Source organism: Variovorax sp. NFACC27, assembly GCF_048301545.1.
Classification (GTDB): Bacteria; Pseudomonadota; Gammaproteobacteria; order Burkholderiales; family Burkholderiaceae_C; genus Variovorax; species Variovorax gossypii.
The window spans coordinates 636,701-662,872 of record NZ_CP157613.1 but is presented as its reverse complement, the minus strand read 5'-3'; the positions used below and the strand labels follow the sequence as shown (position 1 = coordinate 662,872).

The following is a 26,172-nucleotide window of genomic DNA, read 5'->3' as shown; positions in this document are numbered from 1 at the left end:
ACTACATCAGCGCGACCACCGGATAGCGCCGCCACCCTGGCTCCGCGTGGCGCCGGCCGTGCGCGAAGATGAAGCCCAGCACCGCCTTCTGGTCGCCCAGCTTCTCCGGGTTCTCCGCCTTCCACTGCTCGAACAGGCGTTTCAGCTCGGGTTCGTCTTCCAGCATGCGCAGCGCCGTGTCCTCGAAGACGTAGGGCGAGAAGTTCTCCTTCTTCTCGAGCACGCTGTTGAAGAAGCCCCAGCGGAAGAAGCTGTCGTGGGCCTGCGGCTCCAGCGTCTCGACCGCGTAGCGGGCACGGGGCTGGTCCAGCGGAACCAGCACGTCGCCCGCGCGCGCCTGGAAGGGCTCGGTGCCTTCGGCAAGCTCCACCTCGTCGTGGAACATGTGGCCTTCGTAGGCGTTCGCGCGGGAGGTCACGCTGCGGATGCGGTACACGCGCGCCGCCTCGAAGAGCCTGTCTTCGTCGAGCCGCTTCAGCTCCACTCCGTTCCACTCCAGCCGCTCGATCGCTTCTCTCCATGCCCGGGGCACGAGGTAGGCCCTTGGCGCCGCGGCCGTCTCTCCCACGATGCAGCGGTCGAAATGCACGATGTCCTTCTCCCACGGCTGGCTGCGGTCATAGGCCAGACGCTCGTAGCTGCCCAGCAGGCTGGGCTTGCGGACCGCGCGATAGCCCTTGAAGCGGAGGCCGGCGGGCCGGCTGCGGTCGTTGCGCCAGGTCAGCGGCCAGCGGGCCTGCCGTGCGGCCGCGGCCTTCGCCTCGCGGCGCAGCTGCTGGATGCGCTGCGCATTCGCGATGCTGAAGTCGAGCACCGTCTCGACCAGCGCCCGCATCGACGCCACCCGGTCGGCGAAGGGCTTGAGCATGTGGGTCTCGGGCATGAAGCCGATGGTGTGGTGCAGCGCGGCGTAGCCGGTGGAAAAGCGCGGCGTGTCGAGGAAGTCCTCGATGCCGTCGTCGGGCGTCTCGGCCAGCAGGTTCATGTACGGGCAGGTGGGCCACCCGCGCCGCTCCATGCCGCCGTAGATCGCGGGCAGCATGCTCTCGCGCAGGAAGGCGCCGAGCCCGCCGCCCAGCTTGTCGGGCTGGGTCGGGATCAGCGTCATGGTGTAGCTGTAGTCGGCGCCGTTGGAGGTGTGGGTGTCGACCATCACGTCCGGGTCCCACGCGGTGAAGAAGCGGTTGAACACCTGCGCCGCGAGGCTGTCGCACTTGATGAAGTCGCGGTTCAGGTCCAGGTGCCGGCCGTTGCCGCGGAAGCCGAAGGACTCGGGGCCGAGCTGGTTCACGCGCGAGGTGTTCTGCCGGTCGATGCAGCCGTCCACGTTGTAGACCGGGATGAAGATGAACACCGTGCGGCCCAGCGCGGCCAGCTTCTCGGGCTGCGTGCAGAAGTCGCGCACCAGCGCCATGCAGGTGTCGATGCCCTCGGGCTCGCCGGGATGGATTCCGTTGTTGTTGAAGAACACCGGACGCCCCTGCCGCGCGAGCGTCTCGCGGTCGAACACGCCGTCCGAAGTGACCACGCCGGCGTGAAGGGGAACGCCAGTGTCCGAGACACCGATCTCGCCCCAGCGCAGCACGCCGGGGAAGTCTCTGGCCAGCCGCTCGTAGAAGGCGATGCATTCGGCCCAGGTGGCGGTCTGGTTGCCGTTGCCGGCTTCGAACGGCGTGACGTAGGAAGTGTCTTGTGGAGCGGTCATGGGAAGAAGGCTACAGTAGTCGCCCCTCCCGGTCATCCAGCCCTTCTTTCTTCAAAAGAGCCAGACAAGGCCGCAAGCAATACATATTCATTCAAGGAAACGCACATGGGCGCCCAATGGAAAGCCAAACACAAGGACATCGCGGCCAACGCCAAGGGCCGGCTGTTCGGCAAGCTCGTCAAGGAAATCGTGGTGGCCGCGCGCAACGGCGCCGACCCGGCCTCCAACGCGCGCCTGCGGCTGGTGGTGGAGCAGGCCCGCAAGGTCTCGATGCCCAAGGACACGCTCGACCGCGCCATCAAGAAGGGCGCCGGCCTCACGGGCGAGTCCGTGCACTACGAGCACGTGATCTACGAGGGCTTCGCACCGCATCGCGTGGCCGTGATGGTCGAATGCCTCACCGACAACGTGAATCGCACCGCGCCTGAAATGCGCGTGCTGTTCCGCAAGGGCCAGCTGGGCACTTCGGGCTCGGTGTCGTGGGACTTCGACCACGTCGGCATGATCGAGGCCGAACCCGCGAAGCCCGACGCCGACCCCGAAGTGGCCGCCATCGAGGCCGGCGCGCAAGACTTCGAGCCGGCCGGCGAAGACCACCCCGCCGTCTTCCTCACCGACCCCACCGACCTCGACCTCGTGAGCCGCGCCCTGCCCGCCCAGGGCTTCACCGTGCTGTCGGCCAAGCTGGGCTACAAGCCGAAGAACCCCGTCGATCCGGCGAGCCTGAGCGCCGAGGCACTGGAAGAAGTCGAGAGCTTCCTCGCGGCCATCGACGCGAACGACGACGTGCAGAACGTGTTCGTGGGACTGGCGGGTTGAGGTACCGTCGTGCAATGTCCTGTCTGCAACAACCTCAACGCGGCGACCGACGTGCGCTGCTTTCAGTGCAACACCACACTGATCCATGAAGCCGCGGGTCACTCCGAGGGCTACAGGAAGACGACGCAGGAGCTGGATGCCCGCGTGTACAGCGGTGTCGGCGCGTTCTTCGGGTTCTGCCTCGTCGCGGTCTTCCTGAAGTTCATCCTGCCCGGCGTGACGCTCGATGATCGGGAGATCTACCTCGCCGCGGCAGTGGGTGCCGGGATTGGCGGCTTCATCGGTCGTGCATTCCTGCGCGCGAGGTTTAAGTAAGCCGTTCGTCGGCGCAGAGGAAAGCACCTGTGGCAGCAGCCGAAGAACCTGGCACACGCGCACTCGCCGGCAGGTGCCTGTGCGGCGCCGTTCACTACGAGGTGGCGGATGAATTCGTCTACTCGCTGAACTGCCACTGCCAGGACTGCCGGCGCGCGACCGGCTCGGCCTTCAAGCCCTTCGCGGGCATCGAGCGCGGCAAGTTCGCCATCACGCAGGGAAAGGACGGGCTCGCGATCTACGGCAAGCCCGATGCGGGCGACCTGCACTGCGCGAAGTGCGGCTCGCTGCTGTGCTCCGTGGTGCGCGACGGGCAGTTCGTGCATGTCACGCTGGGCACCCTGGTCGATGCCCCCTCCATCCGGCCGAGCGCGCACATCTTCGTGGGTTCGAAGGCGCCGTGGTTCACGATCACGGACGACCTGCCGCAGCACGAGGGCCACGCCGGCGGGAGCTGAACGCGCCGCGCAAGAAGATGCCGGCCCGCGGCCGACAACCGCATCCTGTGCCGCGAGGCGGCCCCAGTTCGGAACGCGCATCCGGACAGCGCACCTATGCTCGATGAAGCCATTTCCACTTCATCCCTGGAGCGTTTCCATGTCCCTGCAAGATTTCAAGGTCCTCACCTTCGACGTCGTCGGCACGCTGATCGACTTCGAGGGCGGCATGCTCGCCTACCTGCGCAGCGTGGCGCCCGATGCCAAGGTGAGCGACGACGACTTCCTCGCCGCCTACCGGCGCGCACGCGCCGACGGCAATGCCGGCTGGTATCCGGACGACCTCGAGCGCTGCTGGCACGCCGTGGCCCCCGCGCTGGGCCTGCCCGACACCGACACCGTCGCTCGCGGGCTGCGCGACTCGGTCTCGCAATGGCCGGCCTTCCCCGACTCCGTGGAAGCGCTCAAGCGCCTGGGCAAGCGCTTCAAGCTGGTGACGATGACCAACGCGCAGGCCTGGGCGCTCGCGCACTTCGACAAGACCCTGGGCTCGCCCTTCGACATGCTGCTGAGCTGCGACGATGCACTGTGCGAGAAGCCCGACGCGCGCTACTTCGCCTATGCACGCGGCCGCTTCGAAGGCGCCTGGGGCTTCAAGCAGGCCGACAACCTGCACGTGGCGCAGAGCCAGTACCACGACATCGGCATCTCCAGGCAGCTGGGCATCACCACCTGCTGGATCGAGCGCCGGCATGCGCAGAAGGGCTCGGGCGGCACCATCGAGTCGAAGCACACCGTACCCGACTACCACTTCCACACGCTGGCCGAACTGGCCGACGCGGTAGAGGCGGGGCGCTGAGCATGACGGGCATCACCATCCTTAGCCAGTCGGCCACCATCGGCGGCCTGCAGGACCAGGGCACGCCCGCGCGCCCCCTGAGCCAGCCACCCTGCAGGCTCAGCGGCATCGACGTCGAGCTCGCCGGCGCGGGCGAGAACAAGAGCGGCATCTGGCAGTGCGAGCCCGGCCGCTTCGAGCGCCAGCTCGCCAACGCCGAGGTCATGCACATCATCGCGGGCGCCTGCACCTTCACGCCCACCGGCGGCGAGGCGCTACAGATCCGCGCGGGCGACACGCTGTTCTTTCCTGCGCACACCACCGGCGAGTGGCATGTGCACGAAACCCTGCGCAAGGTCTTCGTCGTGATGGCATAGGGCTCACGCCCAGGCCTGCTCGCTTCGTGCAGCCGCCAGCCCTTTTGCAGGGGGCCATGCCGGCGGCCCGGCAAAGCCGGTTCCACGGTATGCCTGGAAGGGCGCCCCTCGAACTCAGGCCGCCTGCCTCGTCAGTTCGCTCGCGAACCGGCCGATGGAAAAGCTCTCGATCGGCGTCGAGGTCCGGCCGGTGGCGATCAGCTCGGCCATCGTCTCGCCCACGCCGGGGCTGATCGCGAAGCCCTCGCCATTGAAGCCGAAGGCGTAGTGCAGGCCCGGCACGCGCGCGCTCGGGCCCATCACAGGCTGCCAGTCCGCCGTGTAGCCCTCGATGCCGCTCCACACGCGGATCAGCTGCACGTGCGCGAAGGCCGGTACGAAGCGGCGCAGCTCGCGCATCTGGCGCAGCACGTTGTCGGGCTTCACGTAGGCGCGGATGTGCTCCGCATGCGCCGGACCCTTGAGCCCGCCGCCGAAGACGATGTTGCCGCGCGCGATCTGCCTGAAGTACAGCCCCTCGTGCTCGATGGGCGACGAGATGCCGACGGACGGCCCGATGGCATAGGGCAGCGGCTCGGTCACGCCCATCTGCGGCCCGCGTGCTTCCATCGGCACGCCTTCGCCGAACTGCCCGGCCATGCGGTTCGACCATGCGCCGCAGGCCACGAAGAGCTGTGCCGCGCGATAGCGCCTGCCGTCCGCCGTGTGGGCGACGAAGCCCGCGCCGTCGCGCTCCACGTGCATCACCTCGGCGTGCTCGACGATGTTCGCGCCGGCACGCCGAGCCGCGCGCGCGAAGGCCGGCCCGGCCAGGCGCGGATTGGCATGGCCGTCGTTCGGCGAGAGCGAGCCCGCCACGATGCCGGGCGCGAAGATGCCCCAGCGCCTGGCGAGGCCGGCCGCGTCGAACAGTTCGAGATCGAGGCCCAGCGGCTTCACGTCCCTCGCGTGCTGTTCCAGCACCGCCGCCTGCTTCTCGGTGTAGCAGACGCGCAGGTGGCCGTAGGGCACGAACTCAAGGTCTTCGCCCAGCAGTTCCTTCACGCGTCCCCAGACGGCGCGCGCGCGGTTGGCCAGCGGCATCTGCGCCAGCGCGCGGCCCTGCCGGCGCACGTTGCCGAAGTTGGTGCCGCTGGCCTGGCGGCCCACGAGCTCGCGCTCGAGCAGCGTGACCGACAGGCCATGCTGGCGGCGCAGGAAGAAGGCGGCGGTGGTGCCCATGAGGCCGCCGCCCAGCACCAGCACGTCGGTGTCGGTTGTCGTCGTGTCGCTCATGCCTGCACCTCGCGCGTATCCATCATCAGCGGCTTGACCGGAGCCTGCGAGCGCAACCGCCCCACGAGCTCGACCGGCACGCCGCTGGCCTGCGCCACGATCTCGGCCGACGCATGGCCGCAGAAGCGACCCTGGCAGCGCCCCATGCCGACGCGGCTGAAGGCCTTGGCGCGGTTGACTTCGCGGCTGTCCATCTCGTCGACGCAGCGGCGCAGCTCGCCGGCCGTCACGGCCTCGCAGCGGCACACGATGGCGTCGTCGGGCAGCGACGCGACCTGCGCGTGCGGCCAGGGAAAGGCGCGCGCCAGGCCCTGGCGGAAACGGTCCATCTGCGCCAGCGTGCGGCGCAGCGCAGCGGATTCGGCGTTGTAGAGGGCGCCGCCCCGCGCATGGCCCAGGTCCGAGAGCGCCGCGAGCGCGGCCAGCCGGCCTGCCGCCTCGGCGCCGTCGGCACCGAGGATGCGAACGCCGTCGCCGGCCAGGTACACGCCTTGGGTGCTGCTGCGGCCGTCGGCATCGATGCGCGGCAGCCACTGGCGGCTCGCCGGCTCGAATTCGAATTCGCAGCGCGCGAGGTCGGCCAGCTGAGTCTCCGCGCGCAGATGCCAGCCGAGCCCGACGGCGTCGCACTCGAAGCGGCGTTCGCCCCCATCGGCATCGCGCACCGCCACGGCCTGCACGCCCAGGCTGTCGTCGCCCTCGATGCGCAGCGGCACGACGCCCTGCAGCACCGGCACGCCCGCGCGGCGCAGGCCGCGGATCAGCCCGAGCCCGCGCAGCGCGAGGCGCGGCCGCGCGAGCAATCCCGCCATCGCTCCCCAGGGCTTGGAGGCCGGAGCGGTGTCGAGCACCGCCGCCACTTTCGCGCCGGCCTGCGCGTACTGCGAGGCCACGAGGTACAGCAGCGGTCCGCTGCCCGTGAAGACCACGCGCGAGCCGATCGCGCAGGCCTGCGCCTTCAGCGCGATCTGCGAGGCACCCAGGCTGTAGCAGCCGGCGCGGTGCCAGCCCGCCACCGGCATCAGGCGGTCGGTGGCGCCGCTGCACACCAGCAGCGCGTCGAAGGGCAGCGCCTGCGGCTCGCCGGCATGCACCACGTGCAACTCGCCCGCGCTCACGTTCCAGGCGAGCGTGTCGCCGCGGTAGTCGATGCGCTCGCGCAGCACGTCGAAGTCGCCGTGCAGCGCCTGCGCCTTCGCGGCCTCGGTGCCGTAGAGCTTGGCGTAGGGGCGCTTGAAGCCCTCGGGCTGGCGCCGGTAGATCTGGCCGCCGTCGCGCCGGCCTTCGTCGACCACGACGGGCCGCACGCCGGCCTGCACCAGCGCCTGCGCGGCGCGCACGCCGGCGGGGCCGGTGCCGACCACGACGACGCGCGGCGAGAGAACGACTTCGGCGTTCATGCCCCTGCCTCCGTGGCATGCCGTGCGAGCGACTGCCTCAGGTCCGGCGTGGCGGGCCAGTGCTGCGCCGGCGGACGGGTCAGCACGGACATGCCCTCCTCCACCGCCGTGGAGCAGGCGCGCAGGCGCTCTCCGGCCGGCGTCCACACCCAGCAGTCCTGGCAGGCGCCCATCAGGCAGAAGCCGGCGCGCGAACCATCGCCGAACTCGCTGTCTCGCACGCGCCGGCCGTTGCTCAGCAGGGCCACCAGCAGCGTGTCGCCGGCCAGCGCGGTGCGGGCTTCGCCGTCGATGTGCAGGGTCAGCGCGGGCCGGTCGGTTTCCGCGAGCCGCACGAAGCGGGCCGGCGGGTGGAAGCGAGGCGTGGATTCGGGCATGGAGAAGAGTCGGGGAGCGCCGCTCAGCGCTCGTGGGGAAAGAGCCGCTCGATCGGACAGTGCGTCTTGATGAACGGCGACTTGATGACGATGTAGCTGAAGTACTTCGAGATGCCGATGTTGCGTTCGAGCAGCCCCTCGATCACTTCCTGGTAGTGGTTCACGCCGCGCGTGAGAAAGCGCAGCAGGTAGTCGTAGCCGCCGCTCACGAGGTGGCATTCGAGCACCTCGTCGACCTCGCGGATCGCAGCCTCGAAGCGCACGAAGTCCTCGCGGTGGTGGTCCGACAGCGTGACCTCGGTGAACACGGTGAGCGTGTCGCCGAGCTTCTCGAGCCGCAGGTGCGCGCCGTAGCCCGCGATGTAGCCGGCCTGCTCCAGGCGCTTCACGCGGATCAGGCAGGGGCTGGGCGAAAGCCCCACCGCATCCGCCAGGTCGACGTTGGTCATGCGCCCGTTCTTCTGCAACTGGGCCAGGATGCGCAGGTCGAGTCGGTCGATCTTGAAAGCTTCTGACATGGCGGTGCCTGATAACGAAACGAGAGATCCCGATTCTGCGTCGGCGGCCGGCTCTTGCGGGTGTCGTTCGACGCGGTTTCAGGCGGCCAGCGCGGCGCGAACGTCGGGCGCCTCGAGCACCTCGTCCAGCGTCTTCCTCAGCCGCGCGAACAGCTGCGCGAACTCGTCCTCGGTGAAGGTGAGCGCGGGCGCGAAGCCGAGGATGTGGTCGCCGAAGGAGCGGAACACCAGGCCATTGCGGTAGCCGGCCGCGAAGATGCGGTCGGACAGCCCGAGCGACGCGTCGAAGCGGCGCTTGCTGGCCTTGTCGCTCACCAGCTCCAGCGCGCCCAGCAGGCCGCGGTGGCGCGAGTCGCCCACCAGCGGATGGTCGAGCAATCCATCGAGCCCGGCCACGAAATGCGCCGCGCCGCGCTGGCCGTTGGCGAGGATGCCGCCCTCCTCGTAGAGCCGCAGCACCTCGAGCGCGACGGCCGCGCCGACCGGGTGCGCCGAGTAGGTCGCGCCGTGGCCGATGGCGGCCCCCTCGGGCGCGCCATCGGCGATGCCGGCGTAGACCTTCTCGGACATCATGGTCGCGCCCATCGGCACGTAGCCCGCCGTCAGGCCCTTGGCCATGGTCATCAGGTCGGGCTCCACGCCTTCGGCCTCGCAGGCGAACATGGGGCCGGTGCGGCCGAAGCCGGTGATGACCTCGTCGACCACGAAGAGGATGTCGAGCTCGCGCGCCGCGTCGCGCATGGCCGTGAGCCAGCCCTTGGGCGGCACCACGACGCCGCCCGAGCCCTGGATCGGTTCGCAGAAGAAGGCCGCCACGTTGTCGGCGCCCAGCTCGGCCACCTTGGCGCGCAGCGCCGCGACCGAGGAGGCGATCAGCGCCCGCGGATCGTCGCCGTGCTCATGGCGATAGGCATACGGCGAGGCGATGTAGTGCTGCGTGGGCAGCGGCAGGTCGAAGCCGCGATGGAAGGCCGGCAGCGCGGTCAGTCCCGCGCCGGTGGACGAGGAGCCGTGGTAGCCGCGCTCCAGCGAGATGAACTGCTTCTTCGACGGACGGCCGGTGGCGTTGTAGTACTGCACGACGAAGCGCACGGCCGCGTCGACCGCCTCGGAGCCGCCCAGCGTGAGGTACACGCGCGTCAGCGACGCGGGAGTGATCTGCACCAGCTTCTCGGCAAGGCGGATCGCCGGCTCGCTGCTGAAGTGGAAGTAGCCGGTGGCGTAGGGCAGCCGGCGCATCTGCTCGGTGGCGGCCTGCACCACGCTTTCCTGCCCGTAGCCCACGTTCACGCACCACAGGCCGGCGAATGCATCGAGCAGCCGGTGACCGTTGCCGTCGGTGAGCCATGCGCCCTTGCCCGAGGCCAACACGGTGGGACCGCGCTGCTCGTGCACGCGCCAGGGCGAGACGGGGTGGATGAGGTGCGCGCGGTCGATGGCGTCGAGAGCGGCTTGCTGAGGCAATGCGGTGGGGTGCGTCATGGGGTGTGAAGGTGCGAGAGCGGAAGGAGCTTTCGATGCCTTCAGCTTAGGCGGCGCACCGCACGAGGTGGTGCTGCTTTGGGGGTGTCGCACGAAGCAGGCTGCGGTTGTGCGTGCGGCGCGCAGCAGATCGTGCGGTGGCTCTTGCTTCGCCCCTTCGCTCCTTCGCTCCTTCGCTCAGTAGCCGCGCGCGCGGTCGACCAGCCCGAGCATCGGCTTGCCCGCCTCGAAGCACTCGAGGTTGTCGAGCACCACTTCGGCCGCGCTCAGCGGCTGCGTCATGCTCGCGATGTGCGGCGTGAGCTGGATGCGCGGATGGCGCCAGAAGGCATGCTCCGGCGGCAGCGGCTCGGGATCGGTCACGTCGAGCACGGCGTCGCCGATGCGGCCGCTTTCGAGCGCGGCCAGCAGGTCGGCGTCGACCAGTTGCGGTCCGCGCCCGACGTGCACGAGGCCGGCGCCTTCGGGCAGTTGCGAGAACAGGCGCGCGTCGAGAAAGCCGCGCGTCGAATCGGTCAGCGGCAGCAGGCAGACGAGGATGCCGGTGCGCGCGAGGAAGGCCGGCAGCTCGTCGGCGCCGGCATGGCATTGAACGCCTGCCACTTCATGCCGCGAGCGGCTCCATCCCGCGCAGTCGAAGCCCAGGGCGACGAGTTGTTCCAGCACCGCCTGCCCGAGGGAACCCAGCCCGAGCACGCCCACGCGCCGCTCGCGGGCCGTTCGCACGGGCAGCGGCTTCCACAGGCCTTCCTGCTGCTGGCGCCGGTATTGCGGCATGTCGCGATGCAGGCCCAGCACCGCATGCGTCACGTACTCGACCATGCCGCGCACGATGCCGGGCTCGACCATGCGCACCACAGGCAGCTCGGGCGGCAGCGACGCGAAGTCGAACTGGTCGACGCCCGCTCCTGAAGAGAACAACACCTGCAGATTGGGAAAGCGCGTCGCCAGGTCGTCCGGCGGCTCCCACGCCGCGAGGAAGCGCACCTGCGCGGGATCGCCGATGTCGGGCCAGATGCGGAAGTCGATGTCGGGGGCGCGGCGGCGGAACACCTCGGCCCACAGGCGGCCTCTTGCCGGGTCGGATTTGTAGAGGAAAGTGGTTTTCATGATTTGGCTGGACTCGGCTCGGAACACATTCGGGGTGCGTGCGAATGACACCGGGTACTCCCCTCCGCGAATGCCCCCGTCGGCGTGATCGCACCACGAACAGAAACGGTCACCCAACAGCCTGAGTGACGATGGCAAAGAGCGAAGGCCCGCCCGCCGGAGAGGCAAGCGATGCACCACGCACCATCGTCGTGGGCGCATCCACGCGCAGCAGCCCGATGCTTTCCAGGCACTCCGCCAGTCCGCTGTCGAAATCGATGTCGATGCGCGTGAAGTGGCCTGCGTTCACGCTGGCAAGGTGAGCGATCAGCGCCTTCGCCCCATCCAGGTCCGGGGCCACCACAGGACCGATCGAGTGCCCACGCCCGAAGCGCCGCAGCATCGCGAAGCCGCGCGGTTCGTTGTCGTGGTCCAGCACCACGCAGGCATCGGCGCTGGCCAGCAGGTCGGAGATGAGCGCGTCGCGCGGCATGCCGCGTGCGGCGGCGTCCAGGGCCTGCAGTGCCGCTGCCTCATGCACGCCGGCGGGCCGGAGGCGCCAGCCCGGCTGCAGTGCGACCAGCGGCGCGGGCTGCGCGATGCCCTGGTGCTGGCGCAGCTCGCCGGTGCGCACGAAGCCCAGCCGCTCGTAGAGCCCGCGCCCCTCGGCGGTGGCATGCAGCAGCACCGTGCGGTCTTCCAGGCCTTCTAGCACCGCGCTCATCAGTCGATGGCCGATGCGGCGACCCTGGCAGGCCGGCGTCACGATCACGAGGCCGACGGTGGCGTGGTGCTCGCCCCAGAGCCAGCGCAGCGCGCAGCCGACGATCTCGCCGTCGCGCTCGGCCACGATGCCCTCGGCATGCGCGAACACCTGCTCCCAGTCCGCGCGCCGGTGCGGCCAGCGCAGCAGGTCCGTCAGCGCGTGGGTGAACGGCAGATCTGCGGACGTCATCGGTCTGAGCACCACGCCGTCGCCGGCGGGTGCATTCGGGGTCTGGTCGGGCATCGGAGAGTCTCTTGGCGAAGAAAAGTCCCTTCCATCTTGGACGACATCGGCGCGCGAGGCCAGACAGAAATGGGCCCTCGCCGCAACTTGCAAGCTTCGGCTGCCGCGCGCCCGGGTTTTGCAATTCGCTGCGGTGAGGCGCCCGCGTACGCATACAAATGCTGTGCCAACCTGCCTAGGATCGATCGCCGCTCTTGCGGTGCCTCATCGATCCCAAGCCCATGCAAGTCTTCGACCCGCGACAGATCCACGTGCCTTCGGGCCATTTCATCGGCGGGCGCCTCGTGCCCGATGCCGGCCGCATCGTCGTGCACCGCCCCTCCGACGCCCAGGCGCATGCCGAGCTTCCGCTGGCCGACGCCGACACGGTGGACGCCGCAGTGCGCGACGCATGGAACGCCTGGCGCACGAGCGACTGGGCACGCCGCGCACCGCGCGAACGCGCACGCGTGCTGCGCCGCTGGGCCGAGCTCGTCGAGGCCGACGCCGCACGGCTCGGCCCGCTGGAAGCCGTGTGCTCCACGCGGCCGGTGCGCGACGCGATCGCGTGGGACATTCCATTCACCGCCGAGGGCCTGCGCTTCTTCGCCGAGTACGCCGACAAGCTCGGCGGCGAGGTCGCCGCCACGCGCCACGACAACCTCGGCATGGTGGTGGCCGAGCCCTACGGCGTCGTCGGCGCGATCACGCCGTGGAATTTTCCGCTGGTGATGGTGTCGTGGAAGGTCGGTGCCGCGCTCGCGGCCGGCAACGCGGTGGTGCTCAAGCCCTCGGAGCTCACGCCGTGGTCGGCGCTGCGGCTGGCCGAGCTGGCCGTCGAGGCCGGCGTGCCGCCCGGTCTCTTCAACGTGGTGCAGGGCGACGGCCGCACCACGGGCGATGCGCTCTCGCGCCACCCGCTCATATCGAAGATGACCTTCACCGGCTCCACCCGCACCGGCGCCGCCATCATGGCCGCCTGCGCCATGACCGGCCCCAAGCCGGTGACGCTGGAGCTCGGCGGCAAGAGCCCGCAGCTGGTGTTCGACGACGCTCCCGACGTCGACCGCCTGGCCGGCATGATCGCCGGCGCCATCACCGGAAACGCCGGGCAGGTGTGCGTGGCCGGCTCGCGGCTGATCGTGCAGCGCGGCATCGCGGGCGAGCTGGTGGAGCGCATCGCGACGCGCTTCGCGGCAATGCGCCCCGGTGCGACCTGGGACGACTCCGCCACGCTGCCGCCCATCATCTCGACGCAGCAGGCAGGCCGCATCCTGGAGATCGTCGATCGCGCGCGCGACGCCGGCGCCACCGTGCGCTGCGGCGGCGGCCTGTACGACGGCGGCCCGGGCGGCGCCTTCTTCCAGCCCACGCTGGTCGAGGGCGTGGACTCTTCCAACCCGGCGGTTCGCGAGGAGATCTTCGGCCCGGTGCTCACGGTGCAGACCTTCGCCGACGAGGAGGAAGGCCTGGCGCTCGCCGCGCACGAGCACTACGGCCTGGCCAGCGGCGTGCACACGGCCGACATCGGCCGCGCGCTGCGGGCGATGCGCGGCATCTCCGCGGGCACGGTCTGGATCAACCGCTACGGGCGCAGCGCCGACTTCGTGATCCCTACCGGGGGTTACCACCAATCGGGTATCGGCAAGGACCTGGGACGCCAGGCGGTCGAGGCCAACCTGCGCTTCAAAAGCGTGCTGATCGACTTTGCCGCGGCGCACTGAGGTGCGCGCCGCACCCATGGAGGGCAGACCGCATGGCATGCCGTCGCCGGCCCTCCAAACCGCAGCTTCGTCGCGGCAGGCAACGCATTTCCCTACAACTGCCGCGCGACTGCGTGCTGCAATCAATCCGTAATTTGCTTGTCGCAATTGCCATCTGAAGAAGTGGCCGGCGGCCGGTTTGGACAACGAGCGAACCAACGAAACACAGGACCCGAGACCATGACCTTCAAGCCCAAGTACGTGACCTTCGACTGCTACGGAACGCTGACCCGCTTCCGCATGAAGGAGATGACGCGCGAGTTCTTCGCCGACCGCATCCCGGCCGACCGCATGGAGCAGTTCATCGCCGACTTCGCGGCCTACCGCTTCGACGAGGTACTCGGTGCCTGGCAGCCCTACGAGGTGGTGCTGAAGAACGCCGTGCGGCGCCTGTGCCGCAAATGGAAGATCCAGTACTTCGACATCGACGCGCAGCGCATCTACGACGCCGTGCCCACCTGGGGCCCGCACGAGGACGTGCCCGCGGGCCTGGCCAAGGTGGCCAAGGAAATTCCGCTGGTGATTTTGTCGAACGCGTCGGACGACCAGATCCAGAAGAACGTCGCGATGCTGGGCGCGCCATTCCATCGCGTCTACACCGCGCAGCAGGCACAGGCCTACAAGCCGCGCCTGACGGCCTTCGAGTACATGCTCGACTCGCTGGGCTGCAACCCGGAAGACGTGCTGCACGTGTCGTCCAGCCTGCGCTACGACCTGATGTCGGCGGACGACCTGGGCATCGTCAACAAGGTGTTCGTCAACCGCGGCCACGGCCCCGGCAACCCGGCCTACCGCTACACGGAAATCAAGGACATCGGCGGCCTGCCGGGCGTCGTGGGACTCTGATCTTTCATCTTTCCGGAAACAGCCTCAAGCCATGAAGCTCGACTCCTACTGGACCGATTCGGCCCCGGCCTTCGTGCCCGAAGCCCGCGAGCTTCCAGCGCAGGTCGACGTCGCGATCGTCGGCGGCGGCTTCACCGGCCTGTCGGCGGCGCTGGCGCTGGCCCGGCGCGGTGCCAGCGTCGCGGTGCTGGAAGCCGGCACGCGGGTGGCTGCCGAGGCCTCGGGGCGCAACGGCGGGCACGTCAACAACGGGCTGGCCGTCGACTATGCCGATGTGGCGGCCAAGGTCGGCGTGGAGCGGGCGCGCGGCTGGTATCACGCGTACGACGCGGCAGTCGACACGGTGGACCGGCTGGTGCGCGAGGAAGGCATCGACTGCGACTTCATGCGCCACGGCAAGCTCAAGCTCGCCACGCGGGCTAGCCAGATGGCCGCGCTCGAGAACAGCGCGCGGCGCCTGGTCGACGACGGCGTGGACTGCGACGTGGAGATCCTCGACGCGGCACACGTGCGCGCTGAGGTGCAGAGCGATCGCTTCCACGGCGGCCTGCTCTACAAGCGCAGCGGCCAGATGCACATGGGCCGCTTCGCGCACGGGCTGGCAACGGCGGCGCAGCGCAACGGCGCGCAGGTCCATACCGGCGCCGAAGTGAGCCGCATCGAGCGCGTGGGGCAGGGCCATGCACACCGGCTGCACACCGCGCGCGGCACGGTCGCGGCGCAGCAGGTGCTACTGGCCACCGGCGCGACACGCCACGGCGGCTACGGCAGCTTCGGCTGGCTGCGCAGGCGCATCGTGCCCATCGGCAGCTTCATCGTCGTGACCGAGCCGCTGGGCGAGCAGCGGGCGCTGGCGCTGCTCGCGGGCCGGCGCACCTACACGACCATCGCGAACATCCACCACTACTTCAGGCTCACGGCCGACCACCGGCTGGTGTTCGGCGGGCGCGCGCGCTTCGCCATATCGAGCCCGCAGTCGGACGCAGCCAGCGGCGAGATCCTGCGCGCGGGGCTGGCCGAAACGTTCCCGCAGCTCGGCAAGGTGCGGCTCGACTATTGCTGGGGCGGACTCGTCGACATGACGCAGGACCGCCTGCCCCACGCGGGCGAACGCGACGGCCTCTACTACGCCATGGGCTACAGCGGCCACGGCACGCAGATGTCGGTGCACATGGGCCAGCGCATGGCCGCCGTGATGGGCGGCGACGCGGGCGCCAACCCCTGGCAGGGCCGCGACTGGCCCGCCATTCCCGGCCACTTCGGCCCGCCGTGGTTCCTGCCGGCGGTGGGCTTCTATTACCGGCTCAAGGACAGGCTGGCCTGAGGGCGGGCTGTCCGGCGTTCGTTCTTCCGACTGATTTCTTTCACCCCACGGTCCCCCAGGAGCACTCACCATGAGCGACAGCAGCAGCGACTACAAGAGCTTCCAGAACCTCGTCGGCCCCGACGAAAGCCTTCGCGTGATGGCATCGCTGCGACGCGGTGCCACCCGGCGCGACATCCTGTCGATGCTGGTGGCCGGCGGCATGCAGGCCACGCTGGCGGGCAGCCTCGCGGGCGTGGCCGTCTCGGCCCACGCGCAGGCGCCGCGGCGCGGCGGACGCATCCGGGTTGCCGGTGCCACCGCCGCCGCCACCGACACGCTCGACCCCGCCAAGCAGTCGAACCAGACCGACTACTCGCGCGGCAACATGATCTACAACAGCCTGACCTCGCTGGACGGCAGCCTCACGCCGCAGCCCGCGCTGGCCGAGTCGTTCACCACCAAGGACGCGAAGACCTGGGTGTTCACGCTGCGCAAGGGCGTGGTGTTCCACGACGGCAAGGCGCTCCCGCCGGCCGACGTGGTGTTCTCGGTGATGCGCCACAAGGACCTGGCCACCGCCTCCAAGGCCAAGGTGCTCGCCGACCAGATCGAGAGCGTGAAGGCCACCGGTCCCAACGAGGTGACGATGGTGCTGAGCGCGCCGAACGCCGACCTGCCGGTGATCCTGGGCACCTACCACTTCCACATCGTCAAGGAAGGCACCACCGACTTCAACGCCGGCATCGGCACCGGCCCCTACAAGCTCAAGGAGTTCAAGCCCGGCATCCGCTCGCTGGTGGTGCGCAACGAGGCCTACTGGAAGCCCGGCAAGCCTTACCTCGACGAGATCGAGTTCGTCGGCATCGGCGACGAGAGCGCGCGCGTCAACGCGCTGCTGTCGGGGGGCATGGACCTGGTGGGCTCGGTCAATCCGCGCTCGGTGGAGCGCGTGAAGGGCACGCCCGGCTTCGGCATCTTCGTCACGCAGTCGGGCCAGTATTCCGACCTCGTGATGCGCAAGGACGTGGGCCCCGGCGCCAATCCCGACTTCGTGCTCGGCATGAAGCACCTGTTCGACCGCGAGCAGATGAAGAAGACCATCGCGCTCGACTACGCGGTGGTCGCCAACGACCAGCCGATCGACCCGACCAACCGCTTCCACTTCGCCGGCCTGCCGCAGCGCCCCTTCGATCCGGAGAAGGCGAAGTTCCACCTGCAGAAGGCCGGCGTCACCGGCAAGGTGCCGGTGGTGGCCTCGCCCGCGGCGCTCTACTCGGTGGAGATCGCGCTGATGCTGCAGCAGACCGCGCAGCGCGTCGGCCTGGAGCTCGACATCAAGCGCATGCCGGCCGACGGCTACTGGTCGAACCACTGGCTCAACAGCCAGGTGGGCTTCGGCAACGTCAACCCGCGCCCGAGCGCCGACGTGCTGCTCACGCAATTCTTCCAGTCGGGCGCCGCCTGGAACGAGTCGCGCTGGAAGAGCGAGAAGTTCGACCAGCTGCTGCTGGCCTCGCGCGCCGAGACCGACCTGGCCAAGCGCAAGCAGATGTACGCCGACATGCAGACCATGATCCACCAGGACGCGGGCATCGGCATTCCGCTGTTCCTCGCGAGCATCGACGGCCACAGCTCGAAGCTCAAGGGGCTGTCGCCGATTCCGCTGGGCGGCCTGATGGGCTACAACTTCGCTGAGAACGTGTGGCTGGAATCATGACTCTCCCCCAGGCTTCGCGCACTTCGTGTCGCTTCGCCACCCCCCTTCCGGGGGCAACACCTGCGGCCCGGCAAAGCCGGTTCCGCGGTGTTTCCCGAAGGGGCCTGGCTCCGCCGGCCGCGTCGGTGCACTGCCTTCGGTGAAATGGGATTGCTGAGATGAATCGACTGATCCTCAAGCTCCTTGCACAGCGCATCGCGCTCGCGCTGCTGTCGCTGCTGGCGGTGTCGGTGATCGTGTTCTCGATCACCGCGGTGCTGCCCGGCGACGCGGCCGAGGAACAGCTCGGGCAGGACGCCACGCCGCAGGCGCTGGCCGCGCTGCGCGCGCAGATGGGGCTGGATGTGCCCGCGCCGAAGCGCTATGCCCAATGGCTGCTGGGCATGACCAAGGGCGACCTGGGCCGCTCGGCCACGACGCAGATGCCGGTGTCGGAGCTGGTGGCCAGCCGCCTGCCCAACTCGCTGCTGCTGGCTGCCGTCACCGCCCTGTTCTCGGTGCCGATCGCGCTGGCGCTGGGCATCGCCTCGGCGGTGTGGCGCGGCTCGTGGTTCGATCGCGCGGCCTCCACCTCGGCGGTGGCGGTGGTGTCGGTGCCGGAGTTCCTGGTGGCGACGCTGGCGGTGCTGGTGTTCGCGGTGAAGCTGCGATGGCTGCCGGCGCTTTCGTTCGTGAGCGACATCGATTCGCTCGGCCAGATGCTGCAGGCCTTCGCCATGCCCGTGCTGGTGCTGTGCTGCGTGATCGTCGCGCAGATGATGCGCATGACGCGCGCCGCCGTGATCGACCAGCTGGAAGCCCCCTACATCGAGATGGTGCGGCTCAAGGGCGCCTCGCCGATGCGCACGGTGCTGGCGCACGCGCTGCCCAACGCGGTGGGGCCGATCGCCAACGCCGTGGCGCTGAGCCTGTCGTACCTGCTGGGCGGCGTGATCATCGTCGAGACCATCTTCAACTACCCGGGCATCGCCAAGCTGATGGTCGACGGCGTCTCGCAGCGCGACATGCCGCTGGTGCAGACCTGCGCCATGATCTTCTGCGGCGCCTACCTGATCCTGGTGACCGCGGCCGACGTCTGCGGCATCGTCGCCAACCCGCGGCTGCGGCACCGCTGACGAGGGGAAGCCATCATGGAATCGTCCACTTCTTCCCCTGTCCTGAACGCGGCCGCCCCGACACTGCCGCCGGTACCCGCGCCCCGGCGCCACCCGCTTCGCTGGCTCGCCGGCTTCGGCCCCTCGGGACTGCTCGGGCTCGTGGTGCTGCTCTTCTGGGTGCTCGCGGCGGCGTTCGGCCCCTGGCTGCTTTCGTTCAGCACGGCCGCCACCGGCACCTCGAACGTCTTCGCGCCGATCAGCGCGGCGCACTGGCTCGGCACCGACTACCTGGGCCGCGACATGCTGGCGCTCGTGATCACGGGCGCGCGCTACACGGTCGGCGTGGCGCTGCTGGCGACGCTGCTGGCCAGCGGCACCGGCACCACGCTGGCGCTGCTGGCCGCCGCCAGCGGCCGCTGGACCGACGCCACGCTCAGCCGCTGCCTCGACACGCTGACGGCCATCCCGAGCAAGATGTTCGCGCTCATCATGGTGGCGGGCTTCGGCTCGTCGGTGCCGATGCTGGTGGTCACGGCGGCCATCATCTACGTGCCGGGCGCCTTCCGCATCGCGCGCTCGCTGGCCGTGAACATCAACGCGCTCGACTACGTGACAGTGGCGCGCACGCGCGGCGAGGGCACGCTCTACATCATGCTGCGCGAGATCCTGCCCAACATCCTCGGCCCGATGCTGGCCGACCTGGGGCTGCGCTTCGTCTACATCGTGCTGCTGCTGGCGAGCCTGAGCTTCCTGGGCCTGGGCATCCAGCCGCCGGCCGCCGACTGGGGATCGCTGGTGCGCGAGAACATCGGCGCGCTGGCCATGGGCGGCGCCTCGGTGATCGTGCCGGCGCTCGCCATCGCGAGCCTGACCATCGCGGTCAACCTCGTCATCGACAACCTGCCCGGCCGTGCCGCGCGCGAACGGGGGACACGCTGATGGGCGCACCACTTACCGTCGAAGGCCTGAGCATCTGCGCCGGCGCCACCACGCTGGTCGACAACCTGAGCTTCTCGGTGCAGCCCGGCGAGGTGCTGGCGCTGATCGGTGAATCGGGCTCGGGCAAGACCACCACCGCGCTCGCGCTGATGGGCCATGCGCGCCACGGCTGCAGCATCTCGGCCGGCCGGGTGCGCATCGGCGACACCGACGTGCTGGCGCTCGATGCCCGCGCTCAGCGCGCGCTGCGCGGGCGCACCGTCGCCTACATCGCGCAGAGCGCGGCGGCCTCCTTCAACCCCTCGCGCACGATCATGGACCAGGTGGTGGAGCCGACCGTGATCCACGGCCTGTGCAAGCGCGCCGAGGCCGAGGCGAAGGCGGTGCAGCTCTTCCGAGAGCTCGCGCTGCCCGACCCGGAAGGCATCGGCTCGCGCTATCCGCACCAGGTCTCCGGTGGCCAGCTGCAGCGGCTGATGGCGGCGATGGCGCTGATCGCCGACCCCGACCTGGTGATCCTCGACGAGCCGACCACCGCGCTCGACGTGACCACGCAGATCGAAGTGCTGCGCGCCTTCCGCCGCGTGGTGCGCGAGCGCCGCGCCACCGCGGTGTACGTGAGCCACGACCTCGCGGTGGTGGCGCAGATGGCCGACCACATCCTGGTGCTGCGCAACGGCGGCATGCGCGAGCTGAACGCGACCGGCCGGATCCTCGCCGCGCCGGCCGACGACTACACGAAGAGCCTGCTGGCCGCCGCGCGGCCGGCGCCGCGCGCATCGGCCACCGCGACGGACGACGGCCGCGAACTGCTGCTCGAGGTGCGCCAGCTCTCGGCCGGCTACGGCCCGGTGGATGCGCAGGGACGACCCGCCAAGCCGATCCTGCAGGACATCGACCTGAAGCTGCATCGCGGCCAGGCCATCGGCGTGATCGGCGAATCGGGCTCGGGCAAGACCACGCTGGCGCGCGCGGTGGCGGGCCTGCTGAAGCCCAGCAGCGGCAGCGTGCTGTTCCACGGCCGCGAGCTCAAGCCCACGCTACAGCAGCGCGATCGCGAGGAGCTGCGGCGCATCCAGATCGTGTTCCAGATGGCCGACACGGCGCTGAACCCCTCGCAGACCATCGAGCGCATCCTGGCGCGGCCGCTGGAGTTCTACAAGGGCCTGCGCGGCGAGCCGCTGCAGCGGCGCATCCGCGAGCTGCTCGACCTGGTGAAGCTGCCGCAGACCGTGGCAGGGCGCCTGCCGGGCGGACTCTCGGGCGGACAGAAGCAGCGCGTGAACCTCGCGCGCGCACTCGCGGCCGAGCCCGACCTGATCCTGTGCGACGAAGTGACCTCCGCGCTCGACACCGTGGTGGGCGCCGCGGTGCTCGACCTGATGGCGGAGCTGCGGCGCGAGCTGGGCGTGTCGTACCTCTTCATCAGCCACGACCTTCACACGGTGCGCGCCGTGTGCGACGAGATCGTCGTGATGCAGCACGGTCGCAAGCTCGCGCAGGTGGCGCGCGCCGACTACGACCGCGGCCCTCATCACCCTTACTACGAGCTGCTTGCACGCTCGGTGCCCGAATTGCGCCAGGGCTGGCTCGACGAGATGGACCGCGTGGACCACGCCAAGGCGCTCGCATCATGAGAAAGACCGAAATGACACCGACCTTCCGCATCGCCGTGATTCCCGGCGACGGCATCGGCAAGGAAGTGATGCCCGAGGGCCTGCGCGTGGTGCAGGCCGCCGCGGCGCGCTTCGGCTTCGAGCTCGACTGCCGCGTCTTCGACTGGGCCAGCGCCGACTACTACGCGGCGCACGGCCAGATGATGCCGGACGACTGGAAGGAGCAGCTCAAGGGCGTCGACGCGCTGTACTTCGGCGCCGTCGGCTGGCCCGCGACCGTGCCCGACCATGTGTCGCTGTGGGGATCGCTGCTGAAGTTCCGCCGCGAGTTCGACCAGTACATCAACCTGCGCCCGGTGCGCCTGTTCGAGGGCGTGCCCTGCCCGCTGGCCGGCCGCAAGCCCGGCGACATCGACTACCTCGTGGTGCGCGAGAACACCGAGGGCGAATACACCTCGCTCGGCGGCGTGATGTACGCGGGCACCGAGCGCGAGATCGTGATCCAGGAGTCGGTGTTCTCGCGCCACGGCACCGACCGCGTGCTGCGCTTCGCCTACGAGACCGCCCGCGCGCGCGAGCGCAGGCACCTGACGGTGGCGACCAAGAGCAACGGCATCGCGATCAGCATGCCCTGGTGGGACGGGCGCGCCGATGCGATCGGCCTCGACTACCCCGAGGTGACGGTCGACAAGCAGCACATCGACATCCTGTCGGCGCGCTTCGTGCTGCAGCCCACGCGCTTCGACGTGGTGGTGGCGAGCAACCTGTTCGGCGACATCCTCTCCGACCTCGGGCCCGCGACCACCGGAACCATCGGTCTCGCGCCGTCGGCCAACCTCAACCCGGAGCGCAGGTTCCCGTCGCTGTTCGAGCCGGTGCACGGCTCGGCGCCCGACATCTACGGCCAGAACATCGCCAACCCCATCGCGATGATCTGGTCCGGCGCGCTGATGCTGGACTTCCTGACGCAAGGCCAGGGCGCGGGCCGTGCGGCGCACGACGCGATCCTGGGCGCGATAGAAGCGGTGCTGCGCGACGGTCCGCGCACGCGCGACCTCGGCGGCTCGGCGAACACCACCGAGGTGGGCATCGCGATCGCCGAGCGGGTGGCTGCATCCTGAAGAAAGACCTTGAATCCATGACTCTCGAACTCGAACGCAAGGACCTGATGCCAGGCCTGCAACTCATCGGCGCCGAATGGCGCGAAGCCAGCGACGCGCGCCGTCTCGACGTCAGCGATCCCGCGAGCAACGCCGTCTTCGCGAGCGTGCCGGACGGCACGGCCGGCGACGCACGCGCGGCCACCGATGCGGCGCACGCCGCCTTCCCCGCATGGCGCGCCGTGCCCGCCAAGCAGCGCGCCCAGATCCTCAAGCGCTGGAACGACCTCGTGATGGCGCACCAGGAAGACCTGGGCCGCCTCATCTCCCGCGAACAGGGCAAGCCGCTGGCCGAGGGCCGCGGCGAGGTCGCCTACGCGGCCAGCTACATCGAATGGTTCGCCGAGGAAGCCACGCGCGCCAACGGCGAGATCATTCCCGCACCGGTGACCGGCCGGCGCATGCTCGCGCTGCGCGAGCCCGTGGGCGTGGTCGCCGCGATCACGCCGTGGAACTTCCCGGCCGCGATGATCGCGCGCAAGATCGCGCCTGCCCTTGCCGCAGGCTGCACCGTGGTGTGCAAGCCGGCCGAGGACACGCCGCTGACCTCGCTGGCGCTGGTGAAGCTGGCGCAGGAGGCCGGCGTGCCGCCGGGCGTGCTCAACATCGTGACCGCCTCGCGCGAGCGCACGCCCGAGGTGGTCGACGCCTGGCTCGACGACCCGCGCGTGCGCAAGATCACCTTCACCGGCTCGACGCCCGTGGGCAAGCACCTGGCACGCCGCTCGGCCGACACGCTGAAGAAGCTCTCGCTGGAGCTCGGCGGCAATGCCCCCTTCATCGTGTTCGACGACGCGAACATCGACGCGGCGGTGGAAGGCCTGATGGCCGCCAAGTTCCGCAACGGCGGCCAGACCTGCGTGTGCCCGAACCGCGTGTTCGTGCAATCACGTGTGCACGATGCCTTCGTCGACAAGCTGGCGGCGCGGGTGGGTGCGCTGCGGGTCGGGCCGGCCAGCGACGAGGGCTCGCAGATCGGGCCGATGATCAACGCGCGCGCGGTCGACAAGATCGAGCGCCACGTGCGCGACGCCGTCTCCCGCGGCGCCCGCGTGGTGGTCGGCGGCAAGCGGCTGCGCGATGCGCGCTGCGACGGGCCCAACTATTACGCGCCCACGGTGCTGGTGAATGCCGACTCGACGATGGAATGCAGCTGCGAGGAGACCTTCGGGCCGGTGGTGCCGGTCACGCGCTTCGAGAGCGAGGCGGAGGTGATCGCCGCGGCCAACGAGACGCCCTTCGGGCTCGCGGCGTACTTCTATTCGACGGACGTGAAGCGCATCTGGCGCGTGGCCGATGCGCTGGAGTCGGGCATCGTGGGCATCAACGAAGGCGCCCTGGCGGCCGAGGCGGCGCCCTTCGGCGGCGTGAAGGAGTCGGGCTATGGCCGCGAGGGCTCGGTGCATGGACTGGAGGACTACATGCACATCAAGTACGTGTGCCAGGGCGGCCTGGCTTAGCCGCTAGCCGGCTGACGGGGACCGGCGGGCGCGGAATTCGCCCGGCGTCATCCCCTCGATCCGCCGGAAGTGCCGGTTGAAGTTCGAGATGTTGTTGAAGCCCACCTCGTAGCAGATGCTGCTCACGTGCTGGCGCGTCGACGCCAGCAGGCGGCAGGCCTTGGCCACGCGCAGGCCGATCACGAAGTCGGTGAAGGTCTGCCCCGTGGCGCGGCGGAAGCTGCGCGAGAAGGCGTTCTCGCGCATGCCCACGAGCGCGCCCACCTCGGCCAGCGACAGCGCCTCCGCATAGTTCTCGCGAATGTGATCGAGCGCCTTGTGGATGCGCAGCGCCTGCGTGTCTTCACCGAGGCCTTCGCCGGCCAGCGCTACGCCGGAGAGCACGCGATAGTCGCCCCACTGCGCCAGCTCGTGCAGCAGCGCGGTGAACTCGGAAAAGCGCGCGAGCCCCTGCAGCGTCTCGATGCGGCGCAGGCGCGCGAGCGTGCCCGCCTCCAGGCCGACGAACTGCACGCCCAGCCGCGCGCGGGCCAGCAGCGGCCCCGCATCGGCGAGCTCGGGAAAGAGCGCCATGCCGCGCTTGAGCGGCTCGTCGCTGAAGCGCAGCACCAGTCCGCCCGAACCGCTGCTGCTGCAGCCGCCCGGCTGCGCACGATGCTCGAACGCGAGGCTGCGCGGCAGCCGGGGGCCCAGCAGCACGACGGTGCCGGGCGCGAAGCTGTGCGTTTCCTCGTCGGCGCCGCTGCCGATGCGAAGGCGCGCGGGTGCGGCGCCGATAAGGTGCAGCTCGTGATCGTGCAGGCAGCGCGCTCCGCCCGCCTGGGCCGAAGGCGCGGCGGCGGCCTCGCACCGGACCGTGGCGGAAAGGTCGCGCGCTTCGCCTCGAGCCGGTGTTTGGGCGATCGGCGCGATCGGGGCGCGCCATGCGACCGCCTCCATGCCGCGCGAAGCATGTCGCCGCGCCGGCGTCACGGGCAGCAGGGCCCTCGCATGCGCCTGGGTGGCAAGGGCCGATGTCGTCGTGTTCAGCAAGACCAGTTTTCCTCCAGCAAATCTCCGATGGACAACGACGACCCGGAAGTCGTCAGCTTCGCCGCGCCCGCGGCGGCACCGCCGTCTGCTGCTGGAACGCGGCGAGCAGCCTGTATTCCTCGCCGAGCTTGCGCGGCAGCGAGAGGTACACCGGCAGCAGCTGCCGGTAGAGCGCGGCGTTCTTGGCGTTGGGCGTGTGGCGATGGGTGGCGCCGACCATGCCCGCGACCGCGTCGAGCGAATCGACGTGGCCCAGCGCGTAGAGCCCCAGCACCGCGGCGCCGAGGCACGAACTCTCGAAGCTCTCGGGCACGACCACCTCGCGGTCGAACACGTCGGCCATCATCTGGCGCCACATGCCCGAGCGCGCGAAGCCGCCGGTGGCCTTGATGCGGGCGCTGCGCCCGGCGATGGACTCGACCGCCGGCAGGATGCTGTGCAGGTTGAAGATCACGCCCTCGAGCACCGCGCGGATCATGTGCTCCTTGCGATGGTGGATGCCCAGCCCGAAGAAGGAGCCTCGCAGGTCGGCGTTCCAGTAGGGCGCGCGCTCGCCGGTGAGGAAGGGGTGGAACACCAGCCCTTCGGAGCCGGCCGACACGCGCTCGGCGATGCGCGTGAGCACCTCGTAGGTGTCGATGCCCAGGCGCTTGGCGGTCTCGGCCTCGGCCGAGGCGAACTCGTCGCGCACCCAGCGCAGGATGATGCCGCCGTTGTTCACCGGGCCGCCCACCACCCAGCGCCGCTCGGCGAGTGCGTAGCAGAAGGTGCGGCCCTCGGGGTCGGTCATGGGGTGGTCGACCACGGTGCGCATCGCGCCGCTGGTGCCGATGGTCACTGCCACCTCGCCGGGCGCCATCGCGTTCACGCCCAGGTTGGAAAGCACGCCGTCGTTGGCGCCGATGACGAAGGGCGTGTCGCGCGACAGGCCCAGCTGCGCGGCAACGTCGGCAGCGAGGCCTTCGACATGCCAGGTGGTCGGCACCGGGCTCGAGAGCTGCCCGGCGTGCACGCCGGCGAGCGCGAGCGCCTCTTCGTCCCAGTCGAGCCGCACGATGTCGAAGAGCCCCGTGGCCGAGGCGATCGAGTGGTCGACCTGCCACTGGCCGAAGAGCCGGAAGAACACGTACTCCTTGATGCCGACGAAGCGCGCGGCACGCGCGAAGAGCTCGGGGCGCTCATGGCGCAGCCACACCAGCTTGGCCAGCGGCGACATCGGATGGATGGGAGTGCCGGTGCGGCGGTAGATCGCGAGGCCGTCCCATTCGTCGCGGATGCGCGAGGCCCAGGCCGAGGCGCGGTGGTCGGCCCAGGTAATGCTGTGCGTGAGCGGCGCGCCCGCGTCGTCGATCAGGATCAGGCTGTGCATCGCCGCGCTGAAGGACACCGCGAGCACGTCGGCGGGCGCGGCCTTGCTCTGCTTCACGCAGCCGGCGATGGCCGAGAGCACGGCCTGGAAGATCTGCTGCGGGTCCTGCTCGGCGGCCCCGGCTTCGGGCTGCAGCAGCGGGTATTCGATCGTGTCGTGTGCCAGCACGCGCCCGGCGGGCGTGAAGGCCACGGCCTTCGTGCTGGTGGTTCCGATGTCGACGCCGATGACGATGCGGCCCATGGCT

The 26,172-nt window shown here is 69.9% G+C and carries 24 protein-coding genes; 14 read left to right on the top strand and 10 right to left on the bottom strand.

Annotated features, from left to right (window positions below; genetic code table 11):
* Position 1 precedes the first annotated feature (1 nt).
* Positions 2 to 1,705 (bottom strand): M14 family zinc carboxypeptidase, encoded by a 1,704-nt coding sequence (locus ABL840_RS03055; protein WP_093301506.1) that lies wholly within the window; start codon positions 1,703 to 1,705, stop codon positions 2 to 4.
* Between the two features lie 105 nt (positions 1,706 to 1,810).
* On the opposite strand from ABL840_RS03055, the gene ABL840_RS03050 reads away from it, so the two are divergent.
* From ABL840_RS03050 to ABL840_RS03030, 5 genes are all read left to right on the top strand, one after another.
* On the top strand, positions 1,811 to 2,524 hold the full coding sequence (locus tag ABL840_RS03050; RefSeq protein WP_093301504.1) for a YebC/PmpR family DNA-binding transcriptional regulator: 714 nt from the start codon (positions 1,811 to 1,813) through the stop codon (positions 2,522 to 2,524).
* 9 nt (positions 2,525 to 2,533) lie between these two features.
* Positions 2,534 to 2,839: a hypothetical protein gene (locus ABL840_RS03045; protein ID WP_093429409.1), complete on the top strand. Its 306-nt coding sequence runs from the start codon at positions 2,534 to 2,536 to the stop codon at positions 2,837 to 2,839.
* A 29-nt stretch (positions 2,840 to 2,868) separates the two neighbouring features.
* Positions 2,869 to 3,297, top strand: a complete 429-nt coding sequence (locus tag ABL840_RS03040; protein ID WP_093301501.1) for a GFA family protein — start codon at positions 2,869 to 2,871, stop codon at positions 3,295 to 3,297.
* Between the two features lie 139 nt (positions 3,298 to 3,436).
* Positions 3,437 to 4,135: an HAD-IA family hydrolase gene (locus ABL840_RS03035; RefSeq protein WP_093301499.1), complete on the top strand. Its 699-nt coding sequence runs from the start codon at positions 3,437 to 3,439 to the stop codon at positions 4,133 to 4,135.
* Positions 4,136 to 4,137: 2 nt separating this feature from the next.
* Positions 4,138 to 4,491: a cupin domain-containing protein gene (locus tag ABL840_RS03030; RefSeq protein ID WP_093301498.1), complete on the top strand. Its 354-nt coding sequence runs from the start codon at positions 4,138 to 4,140 to the stop codon at positions 4,489 to 4,491.
* Between the two features lie 114 nt (positions 4,492 to 4,605).
* Here ABL840_RS03030 and ABL840_RS03025 read toward each other — a convergent pair whose 3' ends face one another.
* From ABL840_RS03025 to ABL840_RS02995, 7 genes are all read right to left on the bottom strand, one after another.
* The gene (locus ABL840_RS03025; RefSeq protein WP_093301496.1) at positions 4,606 to 5,766 is read right to left on the bottom strand and encodes an NAD(P)/FAD-dependent oxidoreductase; all 1,161 of its coding nucleotides are present in this window, start codon (positions 5,764 to 5,766) and stop codon (positions 4,606 to 4,608) included.
* Positions 5,763 to 7,166 carry an NAD(P)/FAD-dependent oxidoreductase gene (locus tag ABL840_RS03020; RefSeq protein ID WP_093301495.1) on the bottom strand — a complete coding sequence of 468 codons (1,404 nt, stop codon included), beginning with the start codon at positions 7,164 to 7,166 and terminating at the stop codon, positions 5,763 to 5,765. The genes ABL840_RS03025 and ABL840_RS03020 overlap by 4 nt, the downstream gene beginning before the upstream one ends.
* A complete protein-coding gene (locus ABL840_RS03015) occupies positions 7,163 to 7,543 on the bottom strand; it encodes a (2Fe-2S)-binding protein (RefSeq protein WP_093203653.1) in 381 nt (126 codons plus the stop codon). The genes ABL840_RS03020 and ABL840_RS03015 overlap by 4 nt, the downstream gene beginning before the upstream one ends.
* Positions 7,544 to 7,566: 23 nt before the next feature.
* Positions 7,567 to 8,061: an Lrp/AsnC family transcriptional regulator gene (locus tag ABL840_RS03010; RefSeq protein ID WP_093203650.1), complete on the bottom strand. Its 495-nt coding sequence runs from the start codon at positions 8,059 to 8,061 to the stop codon at positions 7,567 to 7,569.
* 78 nt (positions 8,062 to 8,139) lie between these two features.
* Positions 8,140 to 9,543, bottom strand: a complete 1,404-nt coding sequence (locus ABL840_RS03005) for an aspartate aminotransferase family protein (RefSeq protein WP_093301493.1) — start codon at positions 9,541 to 9,543, stop codon at positions 8,140 to 8,142.
* A 177-nt stretch (positions 9,544 to 9,720) separates the two neighbouring features.
* The gene (locus ABL840_RS03000) at positions 9,721 to 10,653 is read right to left on the bottom strand and encodes a 2-hydroxyacid dehydrogenase (protein WP_093301492.1); all 933 of its coding nucleotides are present in this window, start codon (positions 10,651 to 10,653) and stop codon (positions 9,721 to 9,723) included.
* A gap of 109 nt (positions 10,654 to 10,762) precedes the next feature.
* A complete protein-coding gene (locus tag ABL840_RS02995) occupies positions 10,763 to 11,641 on the bottom strand; it encodes a GNAT family N-acetyltransferase (RefSeq protein WP_093203642.1) in 879 nt (292 codons plus the stop codon).
* 221 nt (positions 11,642 to 11,862) lie between these two features.
* Here ABL840_RS02995 and ABL840_RS02990 point away from each other — a divergent pair, with 221 nt between their 5' ends.
* The 9 genes from ABL840_RS02990 (at position 11,863) to ABL840_RS02950 (ending at position 23,524) form a co-directional block, all read left to right on the top strand.
* Positions 11,863 to 13,344, top strand: a complete 1,482-nt coding sequence (locus tag ABL840_RS02990; protein ID WP_093301771.1) for an aldehyde dehydrogenase family protein — start codon at positions 11,863 to 11,865, stop codon at positions 13,342 to 13,344.
* 219 nt (positions 13,345 to 13,563) lie between these two features.
* Positions 13,564 to 14,229: a haloacid dehalogenase type II gene (locus tag ABL840_RS02985; RefSeq protein ID WP_093301490.1), complete on the top strand. Its 666-nt coding sequence runs from the start codon at positions 13,564 to 13,566 to the stop codon at positions 14,227 to 14,229.
* Between the two features lie 31 nt (positions 14,230 to 14,260).
* Positions 14,261 to 15,553: an NAD(P)/FAD-dependent oxidoreductase gene (locus ABL840_RS02980; protein WP_093301488.1), complete on the top strand. Its 1,293-nt coding sequence runs from the start codon at positions 14,261 to 14,263 to the stop codon at positions 15,551 to 15,553.
* A 70-nt stretch (positions 15,554 to 15,623) separates the two neighbouring features.
* Entirely contained in the window at positions 15,624 to 17,252 is a 1,629-nt protein-coding gene (locus ABL840_RS02975) for an ABC transporter substrate-binding protein (protein WP_093301487.1), read from the top strand.
* A 158-nt stretch (positions 17,253 to 17,410) separates the two neighbouring features.
* Positions 17,411 to 18,367, top strand: coding sequence for an ABC transporter permease (locus ABL840_RS02970; protein WP_093203632.1), 957 nt, complete (start codon positions 17,411 to 17,413; stop codon positions 18,365 to 18,367).
* Positions 18,368 to 18,382: 15 nt separating this feature from the next.
* Complete coding sequence (locus ABL840_RS02965; protein WP_093301485.1) at positions 18,383 to 19,288, top strand: ABC transporter permease; 906 nt, start codon at positions 18,383 to 18,385, stop codon at positions 19,286 to 19,288.
* Positions 19,288 to 20,925, top strand: coding sequence for an ABC transporter ATP-binding protein (locus ABL840_RS02960; RefSeq protein WP_093301484.1), 1,638 nt, complete (start codon positions 19,288 to 19,290; stop codon positions 20,923 to 20,925). The genes ABL840_RS02965 and ABL840_RS02960 overlap by 1 nt, the downstream gene beginning before the upstream one ends.
* Before the next feature lie 11 nt (positions 20,926 to 20,936).
* A complete protein-coding gene (locus ABL840_RS02955) occupies positions 20,937 to 22,025 on the top strand; it encodes a tartrate dehydrogenase (protein WP_093204254.1) in 1,089 nt (362 codons plus the stop codon).
* Positions 22,026 to 22,042: 17 nt separating this feature from the next.
* Positions 22,043 to 23,524: an NAD-dependent succinate-semialdehyde dehydrogenase gene (locus ABL840_RS02950; protein ID WP_418116182.1), complete on the top strand. Its 1,482-nt coding sequence runs from the start codon at positions 22,043 to 22,045 to the stop codon at positions 23,522 to 23,524.
* Between the two features lie 3 nt (positions 23,525 to 23,527).
* On the opposite strand, the gene ABL840_RS02945 is transcribed toward ABL840_RS02950, so the two are convergent.
* Together ABL840_RS02945 and gntK are read right to left on the bottom strand one after the other, a co-directional pair.
* The gene (locus ABL840_RS02945; RefSeq protein WP_240652301.1) at positions 23,528 to 24,556 is read right to left on the bottom strand and encodes an AraC family transcriptional regulator; all 1,029 of its coding nucleotides are present in this window, start codon (positions 24,554 to 24,556) and stop codon (positions 23,528 to 23,530) included.
* A gap of 52 nt (positions 24,557 to 24,608) precedes the next feature.
* A complete protein-coding gene (gene gntK, locus ABL840_RS02940) occupies positions 24,609 to 26,168 on the bottom strand; it encodes a gluconokinase (RefSeq protein WP_093209990.1) in 1,560 nt (519 codons plus the stop codon).
* Positions 26,169 to 26,172 lie beyond the last annotated feature (4 nt).